15 protein-coding genes and 1 pseudogene are annotated in these 17,905 nt (G+C 63.0%); 6 read left to right on the top strand and 10 right to left on the bottom strand.

The features are described 5' to 3' along the window. Position 1 precedes the first annotated feature (1 nt). The gene (locus tag JOE62_RS09250) at positions 2 to 1,243 is read left to right on the top strand and encodes a glycosyltransferase (RefSeq protein ID WP_204722066.1); all 1,242 of its coding nucleotides are present in this window, start codon (positions 2 to 4) and stop codon (positions 1,241 to 1,243) included. Between the two features lie 74 nt (positions 1,244 to 1,317). On the opposite strand, the gene JOE62_RS09245 is transcribed toward JOE62_RS09250, so the two are convergent. Genes JOE62_RS09245 through JOE62_RS09235 form a run of 3 tightly spaced genes read right to left on the bottom strand, consistent with a single transcriptional unit; the run spans position 1,318 to position 4,806 of the window. Beyond that, complete coding sequence (locus JOE62_RS09245; RefSeq protein ID WP_204722064.1) at positions 1,318 to 2,172, bottom strand: MaoC family dehydratase; 855 nt, start codon at positions 2,170 to 2,172, stop codon at positions 1,318 to 1,320. A 1-nt stretch (position 2,173) separates the two neighbouring features. Further along, a complete protein-coding gene (locus JOE62_RS09240) occupies positions 2,174 to 3,511 on the bottom strand; it encodes a 3-oxoacyl-ACP reductase (RefSeq protein ID WP_204722062.1) in 1,338 nt (445 codons plus the stop codon). Further along, positions 3,511 to 4,806 (bottom strand): acetyl-CoA C-acetyltransferase, encoded by a 1,296-nt coding sequence (locus JOE62_RS09235; RefSeq protein WP_204722060.1) that lies wholly within the window; start codon positions 4,804 to 4,806, stop codon positions 3,511 to 3,513. Before JOE62_RS09235 ends, JOE62_RS09240 begins: the two co-directional genes overlap by 1 nt. A 75-nt stretch (positions 4,807 to 4,881) precedes the next feature. Between JOE62_RS09235 and JOE62_RS09230 the strand changes: the two genes are divergently transcribed. Both JOE62_RS09230 and JOE62_RS09225 read left to right on the top strand, forming a co-directional pair. Further along, positions 4,882 to 5,541 (top strand): TetR family transcriptional regulator, encoded by a 660-nt coding sequence (locus tag JOE62_RS09230; RefSeq protein WP_204722058.1) that lies wholly within the window; start codon positions 4,882 to 4,884, stop codon positions 5,539 to 5,541. 50 nt (positions 5,542 to 5,591) lie between these two features. Further along, complete coding sequence (locus JOE62_RS09225; RefSeq protein WP_204722056.1) at positions 5,592 to 7,607, top strand: acyl-CoA dehydrogenase family protein; 2,016 nt, start codon at positions 5,592 to 5,594, stop codon at positions 7,605 to 7,607. A gap of 95 nt (positions 7,608 to 7,702) precedes the next feature. On the opposite strand, the gene JOE62_RS09220 is transcribed toward JOE62_RS09225, so the two are convergent. Then, a complete protein-coding gene (locus JOE62_RS09220; RefSeq protein ID WP_338085774.1) occupies positions 7,703 to 8,221 on the bottom strand; it encodes a VOC family protein in 519 nt (172 codons plus the stop codon). A gap of 250 nt (positions 8,222 to 8,471) precedes the next feature. On the opposite strand from JOE62_RS09220, the pseudogene JOE62_RS09215 reads away from it, so the two are divergent. Continuing rightward, positions 8,472 to 8,903 (top strand): annotated as a pseudogene (locus tag JOE62_RS09215) (IS110 family transposase); the annotation flags it as partial. Positions 8,904 to 9,177: 274 nt separating this feature from the next. Here the strand turns inward: JOE62_RS09215 and JOE62_RS09210 are convergent. Beyond that, on the bottom strand, positions 9,178 to 9,738 hold the full coding sequence (locus tag JOE62_RS09210; RefSeq protein WP_204722054.1) for a hypothetical protein: 561 nt from the start codon (positions 9,736 to 9,738) through the stop codon (positions 9,178 to 9,180). Positions 9,739 to 9,868: 130 nt separating this feature from the next. Between JOE62_RS09210 and pepN the strand changes: the two genes are divergently transcribed. Further along, the gene (gene pepN, locus JOE62_RS09205) at positions 9,869 to 12,514 is read left to right on the top strand and encodes an aminopeptidase N (RefSeq protein WP_204722052.1); all 2,646 of its coding nucleotides are present in this window, start codon (positions 9,869 to 9,871) and stop codon (positions 12,512 to 12,514) included. A gap of 130 nt (positions 12,515 to 12,644) precedes the next feature. Here the strand turns inward: pepN and JOE62_RS09200 are convergent, their stop codons facing one another. Continuing rightward, the gene (locus JOE62_RS09200; protein WP_204722050.1) at positions 12,645 to 13,700 is read right to left on the bottom strand and encodes a lipoate-protein ligase LplAB; all 1,056 of its coding nucleotides are present in this window, start codon (positions 13,698 to 13,700) and stop codon (positions 12,645 to 12,647) included. A 170-nt stretch (positions 13,701 to 13,870) separates the two neighbouring features. Here JOE62_RS09200 and JOE62_RS09195 point away from each other — a divergent pair, with 170 nt between their 5' ends. Beyond that, on the top strand, positions 13,871 to 14,458 hold the full coding sequence (locus tag JOE62_RS09195) for a hypothetical protein (RefSeq protein ID WP_204722048.1): 588 nt from the start codon (positions 13,871 to 13,873) through the stop codon (positions 14,456 to 14,458). Positions 14,459 to 14,878: 420 nt separating this feature from the next. Here JOE62_RS09195 and JOE62_RS09190 read toward each other — a convergent pair whose 3' ends face one another. The 4 genes from JOE62_RS09190 to JOE62_RS09175 all read right to left on the bottom strand — a co-directional run bounded on the left by JOE62_RS09190 (position 14,879) and on the right by JOE62_RS09175 (position 17,732). After that, a complete protein-coding gene (locus tag JOE62_RS09190) occupies positions 14,879 to 15,136 on the bottom strand; it encodes a type B 50S ribosomal protein L31 (protein WP_038991006.1) in 258 nt (85 codons plus the stop codon). A 146-nt stretch (positions 15,137 to 15,282) separates the two neighbouring features. Beyond that, positions 15,283 to 16,116, bottom strand: coding sequence for a TrmH family RNA methyltransferase (locus tag JOE62_RS09185; protein ID WP_204722046.1), 834 nt, complete (start codon positions 16,114 to 16,116; stop codon positions 15,283 to 15,285). A gap of 4 nt (positions 16,117 to 16,120) precedes the next feature. After that, positions 16,121 to 16,918, bottom strand: a complete 798-nt coding sequence (locus JOE62_RS09180) for a sulfite exporter TauE/SafE family protein (protein ID WP_338085773.1) — start codon at positions 16,916 to 16,918, stop codon at positions 16,121 to 16,123. Positions 16,919 to 16,946: 28 nt separating this feature from the next. Further along, the gene (locus JOE62_RS09175; RefSeq protein WP_204722045.1) at positions 16,947 to 17,732 is read right to left on the bottom strand and encodes an ABC transporter ATP-binding protein; all 786 of its coding nucleotides are present in this window, start codon (positions 17,730 to 17,732) and stop codon (positions 16,947 to 16,949) included. Between the last annotated feature and the right edge of the window lie 173 nt (positions 17,733 to 17,905).

The raw sequence follows: 17,905 nt of genomic DNA, 5'->3' as shown, positions 1-17,905 counted from the left end.
TTTGAACGAAAAATTCCGTCACCAGCACAGCACCTTGGGAGCACCAATCATGCGCATAGCCATGCTTTCCCTGCATACTTCGCCAATGCAGCAACCCGGCTCCGGCGATGCAGGAGGCATGAACGTGTACATCCAGAACCTTTCCTACGCGCTGGGCGCGCTGGGCCACGAAGTGCATATGCTCACGCGCACCGCCGGGGAATCAGAGTCGCTGCAGGTCAGTGAGGGCGTATGGATGCACCAGGTGCAGGTAGCCGCGAACCGGACCCTGGCCAAGGAGCAGCTGCCCGAAATCATCGACGATGCCGCGGAAGAAATAGCCACCCACCTGCACGGCGTGAACATCGATGTAATCCATGGACACTATTGGCTCTCGGGAATGGTGGGACAGCAGCTGGCCGCACGGTGGGACGCTCCCCTGCTGGTGTCGATGCACACCTCGGCCGCGGCCAAGGAGCACGAATCTGGCATCCCCGAGCCCGGGTACCGCAAGGAAGCCGAGCAGCAGCTGCTTGCCGAATGCGCGCGCATCATCGCCAACACTCCGGTGGAAGCGAAGCAGCTCGGGAGCTTTTACGCCGTGGAATTGAAAAAGCTCGACATCGTGTTGCCCGGCGTCAACCACCGAATCTTCCATCCGGACCAGGACAAGGTGCGCCGCCCGCTGGGCGAGGATGACCTGCATCTGGTCTATGCCGGACGGATGCAACCGCTGAAGGGAGCGCATCTGCTGCTCGAGGCCATGGGCATCGCGCGCCGCGAGGACCCCAGCCTGCGCATTACCGCATCACTCTTCGGCGCCCTGTCCGGGCAAACCAACTACGACCTGCCTTCGCTCGTGCAACGCCACGGCCTTCAGGACGTCGTCCGCTTCTTCGATCCGCTCTCCCCCGAGAAATTGGCTCTCGTCTTCGCCAACGCCGACGTCGTTGCAGTCCCTTCACTCTCCGAGACCTTCGGCCTGGTAGCTGCCGAAGCGCAGGCCTGCGGCACTCCGGTTCTGGCCAATGCCGTGGGCGGTTTGGCGTACGCCGTGAACGACGGCGAGTCAGGGTGGCTCATGGACGAGCCCGATGCCCAGCTGTGGGCCGAAAAATTGCTTGAGCTTGCCCGGGATCCTGAACAGATTACCGCCGCCGGCCATGGCGCACTGGAGCATTCGGGACTATTCACCTGGGAGCGCGCCGCTGTCGCTACATTGGCCAGCTATCGCATGGCCCAGTCCGAGCGCCACCGAGCCTAGTCAAGGACGGTGGCACCACAGTGCCCTGGTCGTCAACGCTACTGCGTCGATGACCAGGGCACTGGTGATTTCACCTAGCCGCGCACCAGCTCCATTTCGAAGTGGGGCTTGGATTTGCGCGCGTTCCACGCCTGGACGGTGTAACCGTCGGAGTTCGGCTGGAAGGCCAGGTCAATCGAAGCCGGAAGCACCACCGGAGTCTTGAACTCGATGCTCCAGCGGTAGCTTCCGCCAGCAGGCTCGATCCCCGCCAGCGCACGGGCCGCCAGGTAGATGCCGTGGGCGATGGCCGCCGGCATGCCCAATGCCTTGGCGCTGAGCGCAGACAGGTGGATCGGGTTGTAGTCCCCGGCAACCGCGGCCCAGCGGCGTCCGGTTCCCGCATCCAGTTTCCAGCTTGCGGTGCGCTGCGGTGCGGCAAAGTCAGGGTGCGTGCTTTTCTCCGGCGTGGCCCCATCGAGCCGCACGCCTTTGGCCAAGAACGTGCTGCGCAGCAGCATCCGGTCCTGCCCATCCACCACAATGCGCATCACCAGGTCGGCGGTCACCCCGTGCGGATGGGCCGCGAGGTTCTCGCTGTGCACCTCGATGTCGAATGCCTCCACCTCCCCCAGCGGCTGCTGGACCTCCACCTGGTTGACCAGATGGATCATGCCCAGCAGCGGCAACGGGAAATCGTCGCGCACCATCAAGGACATGGCCAGCGGGAACGCCAAGGAGTGCACGTAGAGACTCGGCAGCACGCCGTTCATCGGTGCGTCCACGGCCTTGCGGAACTCGGCAAGCTTCGCCGGATCGGCCTTCGCACCCTGGAACACCAGCACGGTTTCGGGCAGCACCGGGTTCTTCGGCTTGCGCTTCAGGGTCTTGACGGACTGGGCATAGACCGAGGCCATCGACGGAATTCCGGAAACGATCTGCGCACCCATCTCAGGCACCTACCAGCGACTGGCCGCAGACGCGCAGCACCTGGCCGTTCAGCCCGGCCGCGGCATCCGAGCCGAGGAAGCTGATGGCTTCGGCAACATCCACCGGCAGGCCGCCCTGCATCAGCGAGGGCAGGACCATGCGGGCGACGGTGCGGGTGCCCAGCGGGATCTTTGCGGTCATCTCGGTCTCGATGAATCCCGGGGCCACCGCGGCGATGGAGCCGCCATTTTCGGCGAACAGCTTGGCGCTGGCGTGCACCATGCCGATCACCCCGCCCTTGGAAGCAGCATAGTTGGTCTGCCCGCGGTTGCCGGCGATGCCGGAGGTGGACGCCAGCGATACGATGCGCAGGCCCGGCAGCTTGGCCGCCAGGAAGGCCTCGTTCATGCGCAGCTGCGAGGCGATGTTCACTGCGATCACCGAATCCCAGCGGCCGGCGTCCATGTTGGCCAGCAGCTTGTCGCGGGTGATTCCGGCATTGTGGATCACCAGATCCAGCGAGCCATGGCGGCCGATCGCGTGATCCATGATCTGCTGCGCCGCATCCTCGGCAGTGACATCCAGCTGCAAGGTGGTGGCGCCGATGGAATTGGCCACCTTGGCCAGCGCTTCGCCGGCGGCCGGCATGTCCACCACGACCACCTGCGCCCCATCGCGGGACAGCGTTTTGGCGATGGCCGCGCCGATGCCGCGGGCGGCCCCGGTCACCACTGCCACCTTGCCGGCCAGCGGCTTGGCGAAGTCAGCCGGAAGCACGCCATCGTTGGTGCGCACGGTCAGGAATTGGCCGTCCACATAGGCGCTGCGCCCGGAGAAGAAGAAGCGCAAGGCGGCCAGCGCACTCGGGCTGGCCACGGTGGTGCCAGCTTCGAGCACGATGCCATTGGCGGTCGCGCCGCCGCGCATTTCGCGGCCCATCGAGCGCACCACGCCATCGATGCCCTGGCGCACGGCTGACAGCTGGGGCGCATCATCATCCCCGGCAGGCCGGGAGAAAGCGACCACGCGGCCGCCGGGAAGCAGCTTGCGCAGCGCCTGGCCGGCCGCCAACATCAGCGGCGAAAGGTCAGTGGGGCGCTCGAGCTCGTCAAGCAGCAGGACCAGAGCGCCGAGTTTGGCTTCCCCTGCTTCGTGGCGGCGCACATCCAGGCCCCAGGAGACCAAGGTGTCGCTCAATTCCTGCGCCTTGGCCGAAGCGCCGAGGATCAATACCGGGCCGGGCAGCAGCGCGGCATCCGGGCTGTAGCGGCGCAGCCGCGGCGGACGCGGCAGGCCCAGCATGGTGGCCAGCTTCTTGGTCAGGCCGGTGTTTACCAGTTCCATGTACTTGTCTGCCATTAGTTGCGAGCCTCCAGAATAGCGACGACGCCCTGGCCGCCTGCTGCGCAGACCGAAATCAGTGCGCGGCCCGAGCCCTTTTCGTGCAGCATCTTTGCGGTGCTGGCGATAATGCGGCCGCCGGTGGCGGCAAATGGGTGTCCGGCTGCGAGCGAGGAGCCGTTCACGTTAAGCTTCGACCGGTCGATGGCGCCCAGCGCGGCATCCAGGCCAAGCTTCTCGCGGCAGAATTCCTCGTCTTCCCACGCCTTGAGCGTGGACAGCACGGTGCCGGCGAAAGCTTCGTGGATCTCGTAGAAATCAAAGTCCTGCAAGGTGAGGTTGTTGCGCTTGAGCATGCGGGCGGTGGCGTAGGCGGGAGCCATCAGCAGGCCCTCTTCGCCGTGCACGAAGTCCACCGCGGCGGCTTCGAAGTCCACGAAGTTCGCCAGCATTGGCAGGTCGTTGGCTTGGGCGTACTCTTCGCTGCCCAGCAGCACTGCCGAGGCGCCGTCGGTCAGAGGGGTGGAGTTGCCAGCGGTCATGGTCGCCGCTTCGCCCAGGTTCTTGCCGAAGGCCGGCTTGAGCTTGGCGAGCTTTTCCATGCTGGAGTCGGCGCGCAGGTTGTTGTCCTTGGACAGGCCGTTGAATGGGGTGATCAGGTCGTTGAAGAAACCGCGGTCATAGGCTGCAGCCAGGTTCTTGTGGCTGGCCAAGGCCAGTTCATCCTGTGCTTCGCGGGTGATGCCCCACTTCTTGGTGGTGATCGCCTGGTGGTCGCCCATGGACAGTCCGGTGCGTGGTTCGCCGGTGCCTGGAGCCGCTGGGGCCAGGTGGCCTGGGCGCAGCTTGGACAACGCAGCCAACTTGGCTTTGGTGGAGCGGGCCCGGGAAAGTTCCATCAGGATCGCGCGCAGCGAATCGGATACGGCGATGGGCGCGTCGGAGGTGGTGTCCACGCCGCCGCCGATGGCCGAGTCGAGCTGGCCGAGCTTGATCTTGTTGGCCAGCGAGCCGATGGCTTCCATGCCGGTGGCGCAGGCCATTTGCACGTCGTAGGCCGGGGTGGCGTGATCCAGCGAGGAGCCGAGTACCGATTCGCGGATCAGGTTGAAGTTCTTGGAGTGCTTGAGCACCGCACCGCCGGAGACTGCACCGATGCGCTGTCCCTGCAGTCCGTAGCGGGCAACCAGGCCCTCGAGTGCGGCGGTGAACATGTCCTGGTTGGACGCATTCACATAAGCGGTGTTGGAACGGGCGAAGGGAATGCGGTTGCCACCGATGATCACGGCGTTGCGCACAGAAGGCTGGCTCATGTTCGTTGAACTCCTACAAATATTCTGGTGTGACAAGTATTACTGTAACCAAGAGTACATGATACTCTGAGTTACGTGAACAAGATCGCTGAGGAAATCGACCGCGAGACCGACGGCCGGGCAGCTCGCTGGGAAGCGCATCGCACCGCGCGCCACGAGGAACTGCTCAGGTTGGCACGCAAAGCCGTGCACAAGCTCGGTCCCCAGGTCTCCATGGAGGACATTGCCGGACACGCAAAGACCTCCAAGCCGGTCTACTACCGGTACTTCGGCGACAAGGAAGGCCTGCGCCAGGCACTGAGCGCCATGGTCATCAACGACTTCCGCGAACGCGTCATCGCCGCCGGCCTGGCCAAGGAAGACGAAATCAGCGCGCTCCACGCGATGGTCTCCTCCTACCTGGAGCTGGCCGACAACAGCCCCAACCTGTACTTCTTCGTGACCTCCGCCCCGCGCTCGGCCGATGACGAGTCGGCCGGGGCTCTGAACACCTTCTTCGAGGAGGCCTCCAGCTTGATGAGCGAACGCCTGCTCAAGCTCTATGACCAGCACGCCACCGCCTCCACCCTCGATTTGTGGCCGCGTGCGGCCCTGGGCATGGTCCGAGCCGCCGGTGAGCAGTGGCTGAGCCACCCGGCAGGCCCCGGCAAGCCGTCGCTGCAGTCGCTGGCCACCGAGCTGACCAACTGGCTGGCCTACGGCATCGCCTCCACCCGGACACCGACAACCCGCTAAAGCACCCCTTGGTGCACCCCAACCCGAACCACCGAAATGAAAGGCACGCCATGAGCGAGAACCGCATCAACATCACCGCCCTCTCCGAGCAGCTGCTCGGCCCCTACGCCGAAATCCGCAAGGCCTCGCGCGCCCGCGCCGCCAATCCGCAGCTGCAGCGCGACCCGCTGCTGGGCATGGCCGAGCACCGCGAACGGGTGCTCGGCCAGCTGGGCATCCTCGTCGAGCAGGAGGCCGTGCAGCGTGCCTTCCCCAAGGAATTCGGCGGCTTCGATGACCACGGCGGCTCGCTGGCCGCCTTCGAGGAACTGGTGGCAGCCGACCCATCGCTGCAGATCAAGGCAGGGGTGCAGTGGGGCCTGTTCGCCGGAGCGATCCTGCACCTAGGCAGCGAAGAGCACCACGCCAAGTGGCTGCCGGATGCCATGAGCCTGAAGACCCCGGGCGCCTTCGCCATGACCGAGATCGGCCACGGCTCGGACGTAGCCTCCGTCGCTACCACTGCCACCTACGACGAAGCCACGGAGGAATTCGTCATCCACACCCCGTTCAAGGCCGCCTGGAAGGACTATCTGGGCAACGCCGCGCTGCACGGCAAGGCAGCCACCGTCTTCGCCCAGCTGATCACCAAGGGCGTGAACCATGGCGTGCACTGCTTCTACGTGCCGATCCGCGACGAGGACGGCAACTTCCTGGAAGGCGTCGGCGGTGAGGACGACGGGCTCAAGGGCGGGCTGAACGGCATCGACAACGGCCGACTGCACTTCACCAACGTGCGTGTTCCGCGCACCAACCTGCTCAACCGCTACGGCAACGTGGACGCCGACGGCACCTACTCCTCTCCAATCCCCTCGCCGGGCCGCCGCTTCTTCACCATGCTCGGCACCCTGGTCCAGGGCCGCGTCTCGCTGGATGGCGCCGCCACCAACGCCTCGAAGATCGCCCTGCAGATCGCCGTGACCTACGGTAACCAGCGCCGCCAGTTCAACTCCACCTCGGACACCGAGGAAACCACCCTGCTGGACTACCAGCGCCACCAGCGCCGGCTGATCACCCGCCTGGCCCGCACCTACGCCTCCTCCTTCGCCCACGACGGCCTGCTGGACAAGTTCGACGCGGTATTCTCCGGCCGCGCCGACAGCGACGACGACCGCCAGGATCTGGAAACCCTCGCCGCCGCGCTGAAGCCGCTGAGCACCTGGGACGCGCTGGACACCATCCAGGAATGCCGCGAAGCCTGCGGCGGTGCCGGGTTCATCGCCAAGAACCGCTTCACCCAGCTCTACGCCGACCTGGATGTCTATGTGACCTTCGAGGGCGACAACAACGTGCTGCTGCAGCTGGTGGGCAAGCGCCTGCTCACCGACTATGCGGCCGAGTTCCGCAAGCTCGACACCGGAGCGATGGCGCTGTACGCGGCCAAGCAGGCAGGAACCACCGCACTGCACCGGTCCGGGCTGCGCAGCGTGGGCCAGGCCTTCGCGGACATCTCCGATGAGCGCAAGAGCGCCAACTTCTTCAAGGACCCGGAGAACCAGCGCGCCTTGCTTACCGACCGCATCAATGCCAAGGTCGCCGCGGTGGCCAACGCCCTGCGCGCCGCCGGGAAGGACAAGGCCAAGGGCGCCGCCGCGTTCAACGAGAACCAGGACCTGCTGATCTCCGCGGCCCGCGACCACGGCCAGCTGCTGCGCTGGGAGGCATTCACCGCGGCACTGGAGAAGATCCAGGATCCGGCCACCGCCGAGGTGCTGACCTGGCTGCGCGATGTCTTCGCGCTGTCGCTGGTCGAGGACGACCTGGGCTGGTACCTGGCCAACGGCCTGCTCTCGATGCAGCGCGCCCGCACCCTGTCCGGCTACATCAACCGCCTGCTTGCCCGCCTGCGCCCGCACGCCCAGGACCTGGTCGACGCCTTCGGCTACACCCAGGACCACCTGCGTGCCGACATCTCCTCGGGCGGCGAAGCCGAGCGCCAGGATGAGGCCATGGAGTACTTCCGTAAGCTGCGCGCCAGCGACAATGCGCCGATCAGCGAGAAGTCCTTGCAGAAGGCCAAGCGCTAGTACCTGCCTGAGGACCAGCGCACCGGTGCCCGGCCCCGGGGGAATTTCCCCTGGGCCGGGCACTTGCAGATTAACGGCAGCCGCGGCGGCTGGTATTATTTCTTCAGCCGCTGGGCCAGAGCCACGGTCAGCCCTTCGGGACCGCGCACGTAGGCCATCTTCCACACGCCCTCGTATTCCCCGACGCCTCCGATCAGCCCATAGCCCTTGGATTCAAGGCCGGCGAGCATCCCCTGGAGATCGTCGACCTCGAACGCGATCGAGCGCAACCCGAGTTCATTGGCCATGGCGTGCGGGTTGCCCGGTTCGTGCGCCGGCTTCTCGAAGCTGGACAGCTCGATGCCGACGGAGGAATCCTCGGATTTGAGCATCACGATGTTCGTGCGCGAGTCCTTGACCCCGCACACGGTTTCCAGGAACTCGCCTTCCATCCCCTCGACTCTCCCCTCGACATGCAGGCCCAGGCCAATGAAGAAGGCGGTCACCAGCTCGAGATCTCCAACGGTGATTCCGACATGGTCAAAATGGATAATCCGTGGCATGGCGGTGGGCACGCTTTCCTTGATTGGCGACCAGTTAGCCACAGGGTACCCCAGCAAGGTGTCCGGAACCACCCCGTTACCTTGTTAATAGCTCCTTCACCCGAGGATGATAGGAACTGTCGGCCGGCCAATCCCGGCATGGTTTCTTGCCCCTGCGTATCCAATAGCCCGGGGTGTCGCCACCGGGATTGGATGGCGGCGAGGTGATTGCTGATTGGGGCACGGCGCCAAAAACGGACGCCAGTCGCAACGTGGATGAAAGACTTTGCTACCGACGGTTGGCCGACCTTGAACAATTAATCGGTTCAAAGGAGCACCGGTCATGAAAACCGAAGACATCCAGATCTTCCTCGGCCTCGACATCGGCAAAACCGACCACTGGGCCTGCGCCCTCATCCAAGACGGCACCAAAATCTGGAACAAGGCCCTGGCCAACGACGAAGCCAAACTCACCGCCGTGCATCAAAAGCTGCTAGCTCAAGGACAGGTTCTGGTAGTCGTGGACCAGCCTGCCACCATCGGCGCGCTCGCTGTTGCCATAGCCCAGAACCTCGGAATTCCGGTGGCCTACCTTCCCGGACTCTCGATGCGGCGCATCGCCGACAAGTATCCCGGGACGGCGAAAACAGACGAAAAAGACGCCTTCATCATCGCCGACGCGGCACGCACCATGCCACATACCTTGCGCAGCATCCAAGTCTCCGACGAGGACGAAGCAACCCTGGGCATGCTCACCGGATTCGACCTGGCGTTGCTCTTAGTCATAAAACCTCTTCGTCGAATTATGAGTAGCTGAGCTACTCATAATTCGACGTCTGGTGATTCTGAGAAACAACGAATCCATCCTCAATCCGCCTATCCACAGCTCCCCCGGACATGTAAAGCCCCGGCACCATGGCCGAGTCACCTCGAATTATTGTCCTCAGCCAGACGCGATAAACCGCCACCATCGCCGCGCCTCAATGGAACGGCGGCTGTGGTCTTGGGCAGAACCTCCCAAACACCGCAGCCACCGGAATCTTCGCGGGCTACAGCCCGTCGACCTCGACCAGGCCGCGACGGGTAGGCACCGGAGCCACGTGCGTGCCGTTGGCCGCGACCCGCTGCACCGACAGCAAGCGTGAAGCGGGTCCATCCGCGGTCTGCAGGATCCACGGGCCGACCATCAGGTAGCCGCGGTCCTTTTCGGCCTCGGTGACCACCCCGGTCACCACGAAATCCCCGTAGGGTTCCTGGCTGAAGGAAGCCACCACCAGATCGCCGTGGGACAGCTCGGACACCTCGATGTCCTCCGGGACGAAGTCGCCCTCGAAGACCGCAGGAAAGGCGCGAACATCCTTGTCGGGCTGGCGCTGCATGATCTCGCCGCCATCGGCATTCTTGGCCTTCTTCTTCGCCGCGGCTGCGTTCAGCCCGCCGACCATCACGTCATCGAGCACCGTCGCGTGCGCGGCCCCGGTGATCAGGAAGTTGCCAAAGCGTTCGGTCTTGTAGAGCACCGAGAGGACATCGCCACCCTGGACCTCGCCGAAGGCCGCTTTCATGCCCGCTACGTCGCGCTTGGAAGGGCCTTTGATAAAGACGTCCACTGTTTTCTCCATCCTCACAGGTGCTTGCACAGACCCATCAAGCCTAGCGCAGGAAGGCCTGGCGCCGGAGAACCGAGGAAATCCAGTAGAAAAAACCCTAAAGCATTCGTTTCACAGCTAAGCTGGGATGGTGGACACACTTCAACGCTATGCACCCAATGAAAACCTCAGGCGCGACGAAGCGGCCTGGCGCGCACGGAATATCGAATGGCACTTCGCCGAAGTCCAGCTCGACCTGGCCAATGCCGCCGACCGCAACGCCACCAGCTTCACCTCGATCACCACGCTGAACTTCAGCTCCAGGGAACCGGCGACCTTCATCGACTTCATCCACGAATCGGTGGCCGAGGTGCTGGTTAACGGCTCCGCGATCGATGTGGATTCCGCCGTGCTTGATGCGCGCATCTACCTCGATAATCTGCGCACCGATGCGCCGAACACCGTGAAGATCACCGGCCAGGCCATCTACTCGCGCTCCGGCGAGGGCCTGCACCGCTTCGTGGACCCGCAGGACGGCGAAACCTACCTCTACACCCAGTTCGAGCCTTCCGAGGCGCGCCGCGTCTTCGCCTGCTTCGAACAGCCGGATCTGAAGACCAGCTACCGCTTCACGCTCACCGGTCGGGCCGATTGGCACCTGGCCAGCAACCAGCCGATCGTCGATGAGGTCGTGAACGAGGACGGCACCAAGACCGTCGCCTGCTCCCCCACACCTAAGATCTCCTCCTACATCACCGCAGTGCTGGCCGGCCCGTACCACGTGGTGCGCGGCGAGCACGTGCAGAAGCTGGCCGACGGCGAAGAGCTGGCCATCGAGATGGCCGCCACCTGCCGGGCCTCACTGGCCGAGCACTTCGACGGCGAGGAAATCATCAAGCTGACCAGCCAGGGCCTTGACTACTTCCACGAGCTATTCGACTACCCCTACCCGTGGGGCAAGTACGACTCGGCGTTCGTCCCGGAGTACAACCTCGGCGCTATGGAGAACCCGGGCCTGGTCACCTTCACCGAACGCTACGTGTTCACCTCGCACGCCACCGAAGGCCAGTACGAGCAGCGCGGCAACACCCTGATGCACGAGATGGCGCACATGTGGTTCGGCGACCTAGTCACCATGAAGTGGTGGGACGACCTGTGGCTCAAGGAATCCTTCGCCGACTACATCGGCACCCTGGCCAACGACGAGGCCACCGATTTCATCACCGCCTGGACCACCTTCGCCGCGCGCCGCAAGGCCTGGGCCTACGTCGCGGACCAGATGCCCACCACTCACCCGATCGTCGCCGACATCCCCGATTTGCTGGCAGCGGACCAGAATTTCGACGGCATCACCTACGCCAAGGGGGCGTCCGTGCTCAAGCAGCTGGCTGCCTTCGTTGGCGCGGATGCCTTCCGCGACGCCGCCCGCGCCTACTTCCGCAAGCATGCTTACGGCAACACCTCGCTGGATGACTTCCTCGAAGCGCTGGAAGCCGCCAGCGGCCGCGACATGGGACAGTGGGCCGACGCCTGGCTGAAGACCAGCGGCGTGCCGAAGCTGCACGTCCAGTACGACACCGACGAGTCGGGCACCATCACCTCGGCCTCGCTGATCCAGTCGGGCACCGACCCGGTTACCGCAGCGCCGATCGCCCGCCCGCATGTGCTCTCCGTGGGCGCCTACGAGCTGGACTCGGGCAAGCTGCAGCGCACCGATTCGGTGCAGGTGGAGCTGGCAGGCGAACAGGTGGCCTTGGACTTCCTCATCGGACGCAAGGTCCCTGACCTGCTGCTGCCCAATGACGGGGACGAGACATACGCGCTGATCGAATTCGATCCGGTCTCGCGCGCCACTTTGCTTGGCCACCTTTCGGGGCTGACCGACTCGCTGCCGCGCGCCACCTGCTGGGCCTCGCTGTGGGATGCGGTGCGTTCAGCCACGCTCGACGCGCAGAGCTATGTGCAAGCCATCCTGGATCACGCGCACGCCGTCACCGATGCCGGCGTCTTCGGGGTGCTCACCGACCAGCTGGCCACCTCGATCGCCAAGTACGTGGCTCCCGAGCTGCGCGCCGGGCTGCGCCAGCAGGCAGCCGCAACGCTCACCGGATGGCTGAACGAATTCGAGGCAGGCAGCGACCAGCAAACCACCACCGCACGCACCCTGGTCCGCCTGGCCCGCTCCGGCGTGGCCCCCGAGGTGCTCGATGCGTTCCTCGGCGAGCAACCCAACGCCTATCAGGTCACCGTCGACGAGCAGCTGCTCTGGGGTTCCTATATCGCGCTGGCCGCCTCCGGCCGGCTCGATGACGCCGCCGAAGCACGCATGCACGAGGCGGCCAAGGCCAACCCCACCAGTGTTGCGCAGAATTCGGTACGCACCGCGCTGGCCGCCCGCCCGGACCTGCAGGCCAAGGACACCGCCTTCGATACCGTGCTGATGGCACGCGATGAGCAGGGAGAACTGTCCAACGACGCCCTCTCGGCCACCGCCCTGGGCTTCACCCTGGGTTCAGCCGCACTGCTAGCCCCATTCGAGGAGCGCTACTGGGCCGCGATCCTGCCGGTCTTCGAGACCATGGGCATGGAATTCGCCACCCGCGTGATCGAGGGACTGTATCCAGGCCACCAGGATCTTCAGGGCTCCATCGAGCAGAACAAGGCGCTGGCCACAGCCACCACCTGGCTCGAACGCCACGAGGGCGCACCGGCCGCACTCAAGCGCATCCTGCTGGAGGAACGCGCCGAGCTGCAGCGCTCGCTGCAGGCCCAGGCCTACAGCCGCGCCAGCCGCTAGCCGATAGCCACTGGCGCTCCAAGCCGGCCCCCTGCTTCATCAAGCAGAGGGCCGGCTTTTTGCCGCCTGAAACGAAGCAAGGGCCCGTTCTCGATGCGGAATCGAGAACGAGCCCTTGGATCCTACCGTCTTATGGAACGCGTGCGGTCCACTGCTCGGTGGCGAATTTGGCAGCCGCCAGCTCCTGCGCCGCCTGTCGGGATTCGGCATCCAGCTGTGCCGGCTTGGCACCGGTGCGCTTGGCGAAGGTATCCATCATGACCTTGATGATCTCCATGCGTTCGAGCTGGGTCTGCGACTTCAGCGGATCAACGCGCTTGACCGTCGAGGCGATGCCCTTGTCGGAAATCTTCTCCCGGCCGATCCGCAGCACCTGGGTCATCTTCTGCGCATCGATGTCGTAGCTCATCGTGACGTGGTGCAGCATCGCGCCATGGGCCAGGCGCTTCTGCGCGGCGCCGCCGATCTTTCCGGCCGGGGTGGCGATGTCGTTCAGCGGCTTGTAGTGCGCCTTCAGCCCGATGCTTTCCAGCGCTTCCATCACCCATGCATCCAGGAACGGGTAGGAATCGGCAAAGCTCATGCCGTCCACCAGGGATTCGGGCGCGTACAGCGAGTAGGTGATGCAGTTGCCGGCCTCCATGAACATCGCCCCTCCGCCTGAAATGCGTCGCACCACCTGGATGCCATGCTTTTCGGCTTGCTCCATGTCGACTTCGTTCTTCAGCGACTGGAAGGATCCGATGACCACGGCGCCTTCGCTCCAGTCCCAGAAACGGATCGTCGGCTTGCGCGCGCCCTTGGCAATCTGGCGGGTCAGCACCTCATCCAGCGCCACCTGCTCGGTGATGGGGATGATCTCCGGGCCCAGGATTTCCCACTCATGGTCCTCCCACTTGGTGGCATGGCCCAGCGCGCGACGCACTACGCGCGCAATAGCGTTTTCGTCGAAGCCGAACATCACCGCGCCTTCGCGCAGGTTCTCGGTTACCGCCGTGCGAATGGTGCTGTGGCTGGCATCGGTTGGCAGTCCGCGGATCGCATCATTCAGGTCGTCGAGCGCATCGTCCGGCTCCAGGAAGAAGTCGCCATTCAACGACACTTCGGTGATCACGCCGTCGGCAGTATCCAGATCTACAACGACTAATTTGCCACCGACTACCTTGTATTCACCATGATGCATCATGGTTTCATTCTATCCCCGGCCACCGGCGAGTCGAATCCGGGCAGCGGTAGACTCGCCGGTTTACGGTCGACAAGCACCCCCACGCTAACAACCGAATAACCATTCGAAAAGGCATCAACACTCCGCGGATTTCCGGGCCAAAATGTCCGACCCCGGCCGGAGAATTAACTATGGCAATACCCGACTCTATCCAAGACGACGATGATGAGCATCGTCTGCCGCTGCTCCCAGCCTGCACCCGAAGAGAATCCCACAAGGACACTTTCTTCAGTGATCGCATCGAACATCAATTGTTCTATGGTCCTGCGAAACTCATTGCCGATGAGCTTTACGACGCAGAGCCGCTCAATGGCCCAGGCGACGCCCTCGAACGGCTGAGAATGATCCAGCGCCTGCAGAGCAGCCTTGATGCGCTGACCTCAGTGCTGCTGGCGGACTCAACCGAACAGGTCAGTGAATCATTGGCCGATACCATTGCCACGCAGGACTCGAGCACCGAGGAGGAGGAACGCGAAGTGACACCGCGCGGCCTGAATTCCATTGTGGTTCCGGGCAGCGTAAAGCGCGTAGATCAGTTCGATCATGTGAGCGATCATTGCCCAAAGCGCCCCAGGGTCATCCCCCTTCCTCAAGTCCGATTGACGCCAGAAGGGGGCAGGTTACTCGAGCTCAAGCCACACATCGACATTCCGGATAAGAGTCCAGGAACCGAACCGCCCCACATGGGCGGACAACGGGAAACAGGCCAAGTGCCCTAGCCCGGATGACCGATCTTGGGTGACAAATTTTTCAGTCACCAGAAGCACCACACGACCCATGAACACTTCAGGCAACCGCAATGGAGCCGGTTGCCCATCTCGATGCGGCCAAATGCGATTCTTCGAGAGGCCAGTGCACACTTTTTTGCTGTCGCCGCCGGTAGACCCCGACGGCTATCGCATCAAGAAGCTCCCTGCCGACGCCAACGACAGAATTTTTCAGTCAGTCGAGTCTTCACCTGACGTTCGGGACACCTGGCGCGTCGCACGTTGCGTTCAACGGCGTCCCGCCAATTTTTCAGTGAAAACTTTTTCAGTCATTGCAGGTCCGGCATCCGGGGATGGCCAGTCCGTTAAAGCAGCGACGGCGTGTTTCCAGAAACTGGAAACACGCCGCGAAAGCTTCCTGGGGGCGAAGTATTACTTCTTGCCGCCGAAGCCCTTGAAGCGGGCGTTGAAGCGCTCGACACGACCAGCGGTGTCCATGATGCGCTGCTTGCCGGTGTAGAACGGGTGCGAAGCTGCCGAGATTTCGACGTCGATTACTGGGTAGGTGTTGCCATCTTCCCATTCGATGGTCTTGTCCGACTTAGCGGTCGAACGGGTCAGGAACTTTTCGCCGGATGCCAGGTCGTTGAAGACAACTGGGCCGTACTGTGGATGGATATCAGCCTTCATAGCTATACACCTTTTTGTTTATGGCCACTGGATTTTGCCAGCAGCTACTTACTCGGAAATTGTGTCCCGCATTCAGGGCTCCACGTAGAAACCTCAAAGCACAGACAGTCCATCCTATCGCAAAATCGATGACTGCAGAAACGTTCTCAGCGTGGCGCGGAGCACAAATGCCAGAACGCAATTGCGCTTGCGGCACCAACATTCAGTGAATCCACATCACGGTGCATCGGGATGATGACGGTCCGGTCAACGGCGGCGAGAGCTTCATCGGTGACTCCCCTGCCTTCATTGCCCAATATCATCGCGACCTTCTGCCCAGCCTTGATCTCCACTTCGTTCAACGGGGTCGCGTCATCGGTCAGTTCCATGGCGAGCATCTCATAGCCATGGTTCTTCAGCGTCTGGAGATCTTCTGGCCAGGACTGCATTCGCACCCAAGGAAGGTCGAAGACCGTACCCATCGAGACACGCGCGCTGCGCCGGTACCAAGGGTCAACGCATTTAGGGGTGAGCAGCACTGCATCTACCCCGAGGCCCGAGGCCGAGCGAATAATTGCGCCGAGATTCGTATGGTCTGCGATGTCTTCCAAGATGGCAATCCGGGAATTGGCCTCAAGCACGTCGTCCAGATCCAGCGGTTCGGGACGATTCATCGCGGCCATGGCGCCGCGGTGCAGATGGAAGCCGACTAAGTCCTGAAGCTGCCGGTCGTCCCCGATGAAAATCGGCGCGTCCGGGAAGCGGTTGAATTCCTCGGCCAGCTGATCCAGATGCTTTTCAGCGAGCAGGAAGCTGCGTGGCACATGGCCTGCATTGATTGCACGCTGGACAACTTTGGTGCTCTCGGCGATGTAGAGGCCATTTTCCACATCGGTGCGCATGCGCAGATGCGCCTCCGAGAGCCGGAGGTACTCATCGAGACGGGGATCCTCCAGATCCGCCACCTGCAAGATGCGTTCAGGATTAAGAATTTCTACCACGAAGCTACACCAGCTTGTAGAGCATGTTGCCCAAAGCAATCAGCCCCAGAATGACGATGACGGCGCGCAGCCATCCCGGCGAGAGCTTGCGTCCCACCTTGGCACCGATGAAACCGCCGATCAGCGAGCCGACAGCAATCAGCAGCACGATGAGCCAGTGGATGCGCTCGGGCGCGATGATCAGGTACATCGCGGCCGCCACAAGGTTCACGATCAAGGAAAGTATCACCTTGATGGCGTTGGACTGCTGCAGCGAAGCGTGCAGGAAAACACCGAATACGGCCATCAGCAGTACGCCCTGCGCCGCGGTGAAGTAGCCGCCGTAGACACCGATCAGGAACACGAGGATATACAGCACCAATGGAATCGGCGCGCGGTCGGCATCATCCGGGTCTATACCGCCAGATGCGGTCTGGCGGGTCTTCGCCCACTTGGAAAGCCGCGGCTGGAAGATTACCAAGACCAGAGCGCAAACCAACAGCACCGGCGCCACGACGCCGAAGACCGACTCCGGCAAATTCAATAGCAGCAGTGAACCAATCAACCCGCCGGCCAAGGAGACTGGCACGAGCTTGAGCAGCGTCTTCTTGACGCTGGCGGCTTCCCGCCGGTAGCCCCAGGCGCCGGAGAAGCCTCCAGCAACCAGACCCATGGCGTTGGAGACCACGGCATTCACCGGTGCCGTGCCCAACGCCACGAGAATGGGGAAAGTGACCAAGGTGCCCGACCCGACGACGGTGTTAATAGTTCCGGCCCAGAGTCCTCCAAGGAAGATCAGGGCTTCACGCCAAAATTCGATCACGTGGTACTTTCCCCTTTAGTTGTTGTTGTTAGCTGCGTGCGAAAGCCGAATAGCGTCCACCTTCACGGCGCAGGCTCAGCGGCACGCCGTAGGTTGCTTCCAGGTTTTCTTCGTTGAGCGTGGAGCCGATCTCGCCGGCGGCGACGACTTCGCCGTCACGCATCATCAAGATGTGGGTGAATCCCGCTGGCACCTCTTCAAGGTGGTGGGTCACCAGAACCAGTGCTGGAGCATCCTCGTCGGCTGCCAGTTCAGCCAGCTTGCCAACCAGGTCTTCGCGACCGGCAAGATCCAGACCAGCTGCCGGCTCATCGAGGATCAGCAGCTCGGGATCGGTCATCAAGGCACGGGCGATCAGCACGCGCTTGCGTTCGCCTTCGGAAAGCTTGCCGAAAGGCTGGTTCATGAAGGTAGACATGCCCCAGTTGTGCAGCAGGTGGAAAGCACGGCGCTCATCGAGCTTCTCGTACTTCTCGCGCCAGCGGCCGGTCATGCCGTAGGCGGCAGTGAGCACCACGTTCAGCGCGGTTTCGTTGGCTGGAATGGAGTTGGCAACCAGGGCCGAGCTCAGGCCGATCAGCGGACGCAGATCGAAGACCGAAACCTTGCCCAAGCGTTCACCAAGAATATCCGCGGTACCGCGGGTGGGGTGCAGCCGAGTGGATGCGATGTTCATCAAGGTCGACTTGCCGGCGCCATTGGGGCCGATCACAATCCACCGCTGCCCTTCTTTGACTTCCCAGGACACGTCCTTGAGCAGTTCTTTTCGCCCGCGTACAACGCTGACATCTTTGAAAGTTAGCACTTCGCTCATGGTATTCAAGATTAGACTTTCCACCCCTGTTTCACTAATCGGAAATGCCATGCAAGACTCGAAAATCGGCGGATTGACCTGCATCGCCTCCTGTTGCAATGCCAGTTCGCGCCCATCGGACCGGTGCCTGTGCCCGGGGCCAACACGTCATGTTTGGTCGTAATCACCGGGGC

It is taken from the genome of Glutamicibacter nicotianae (assembly GCF_016907615.1).
GTDB classification, from domain to species: Bacteria; Actinomycetota; Actinomycetes; order Actinomycetales; family Micrococcaceae; genus Glutamicibacter; species Glutamicibacter nicotianae.
Note: the sequence above shows the minus strand (reverse complement) of the source record. Positions and strands in the feature narration are given on the sequence as shown.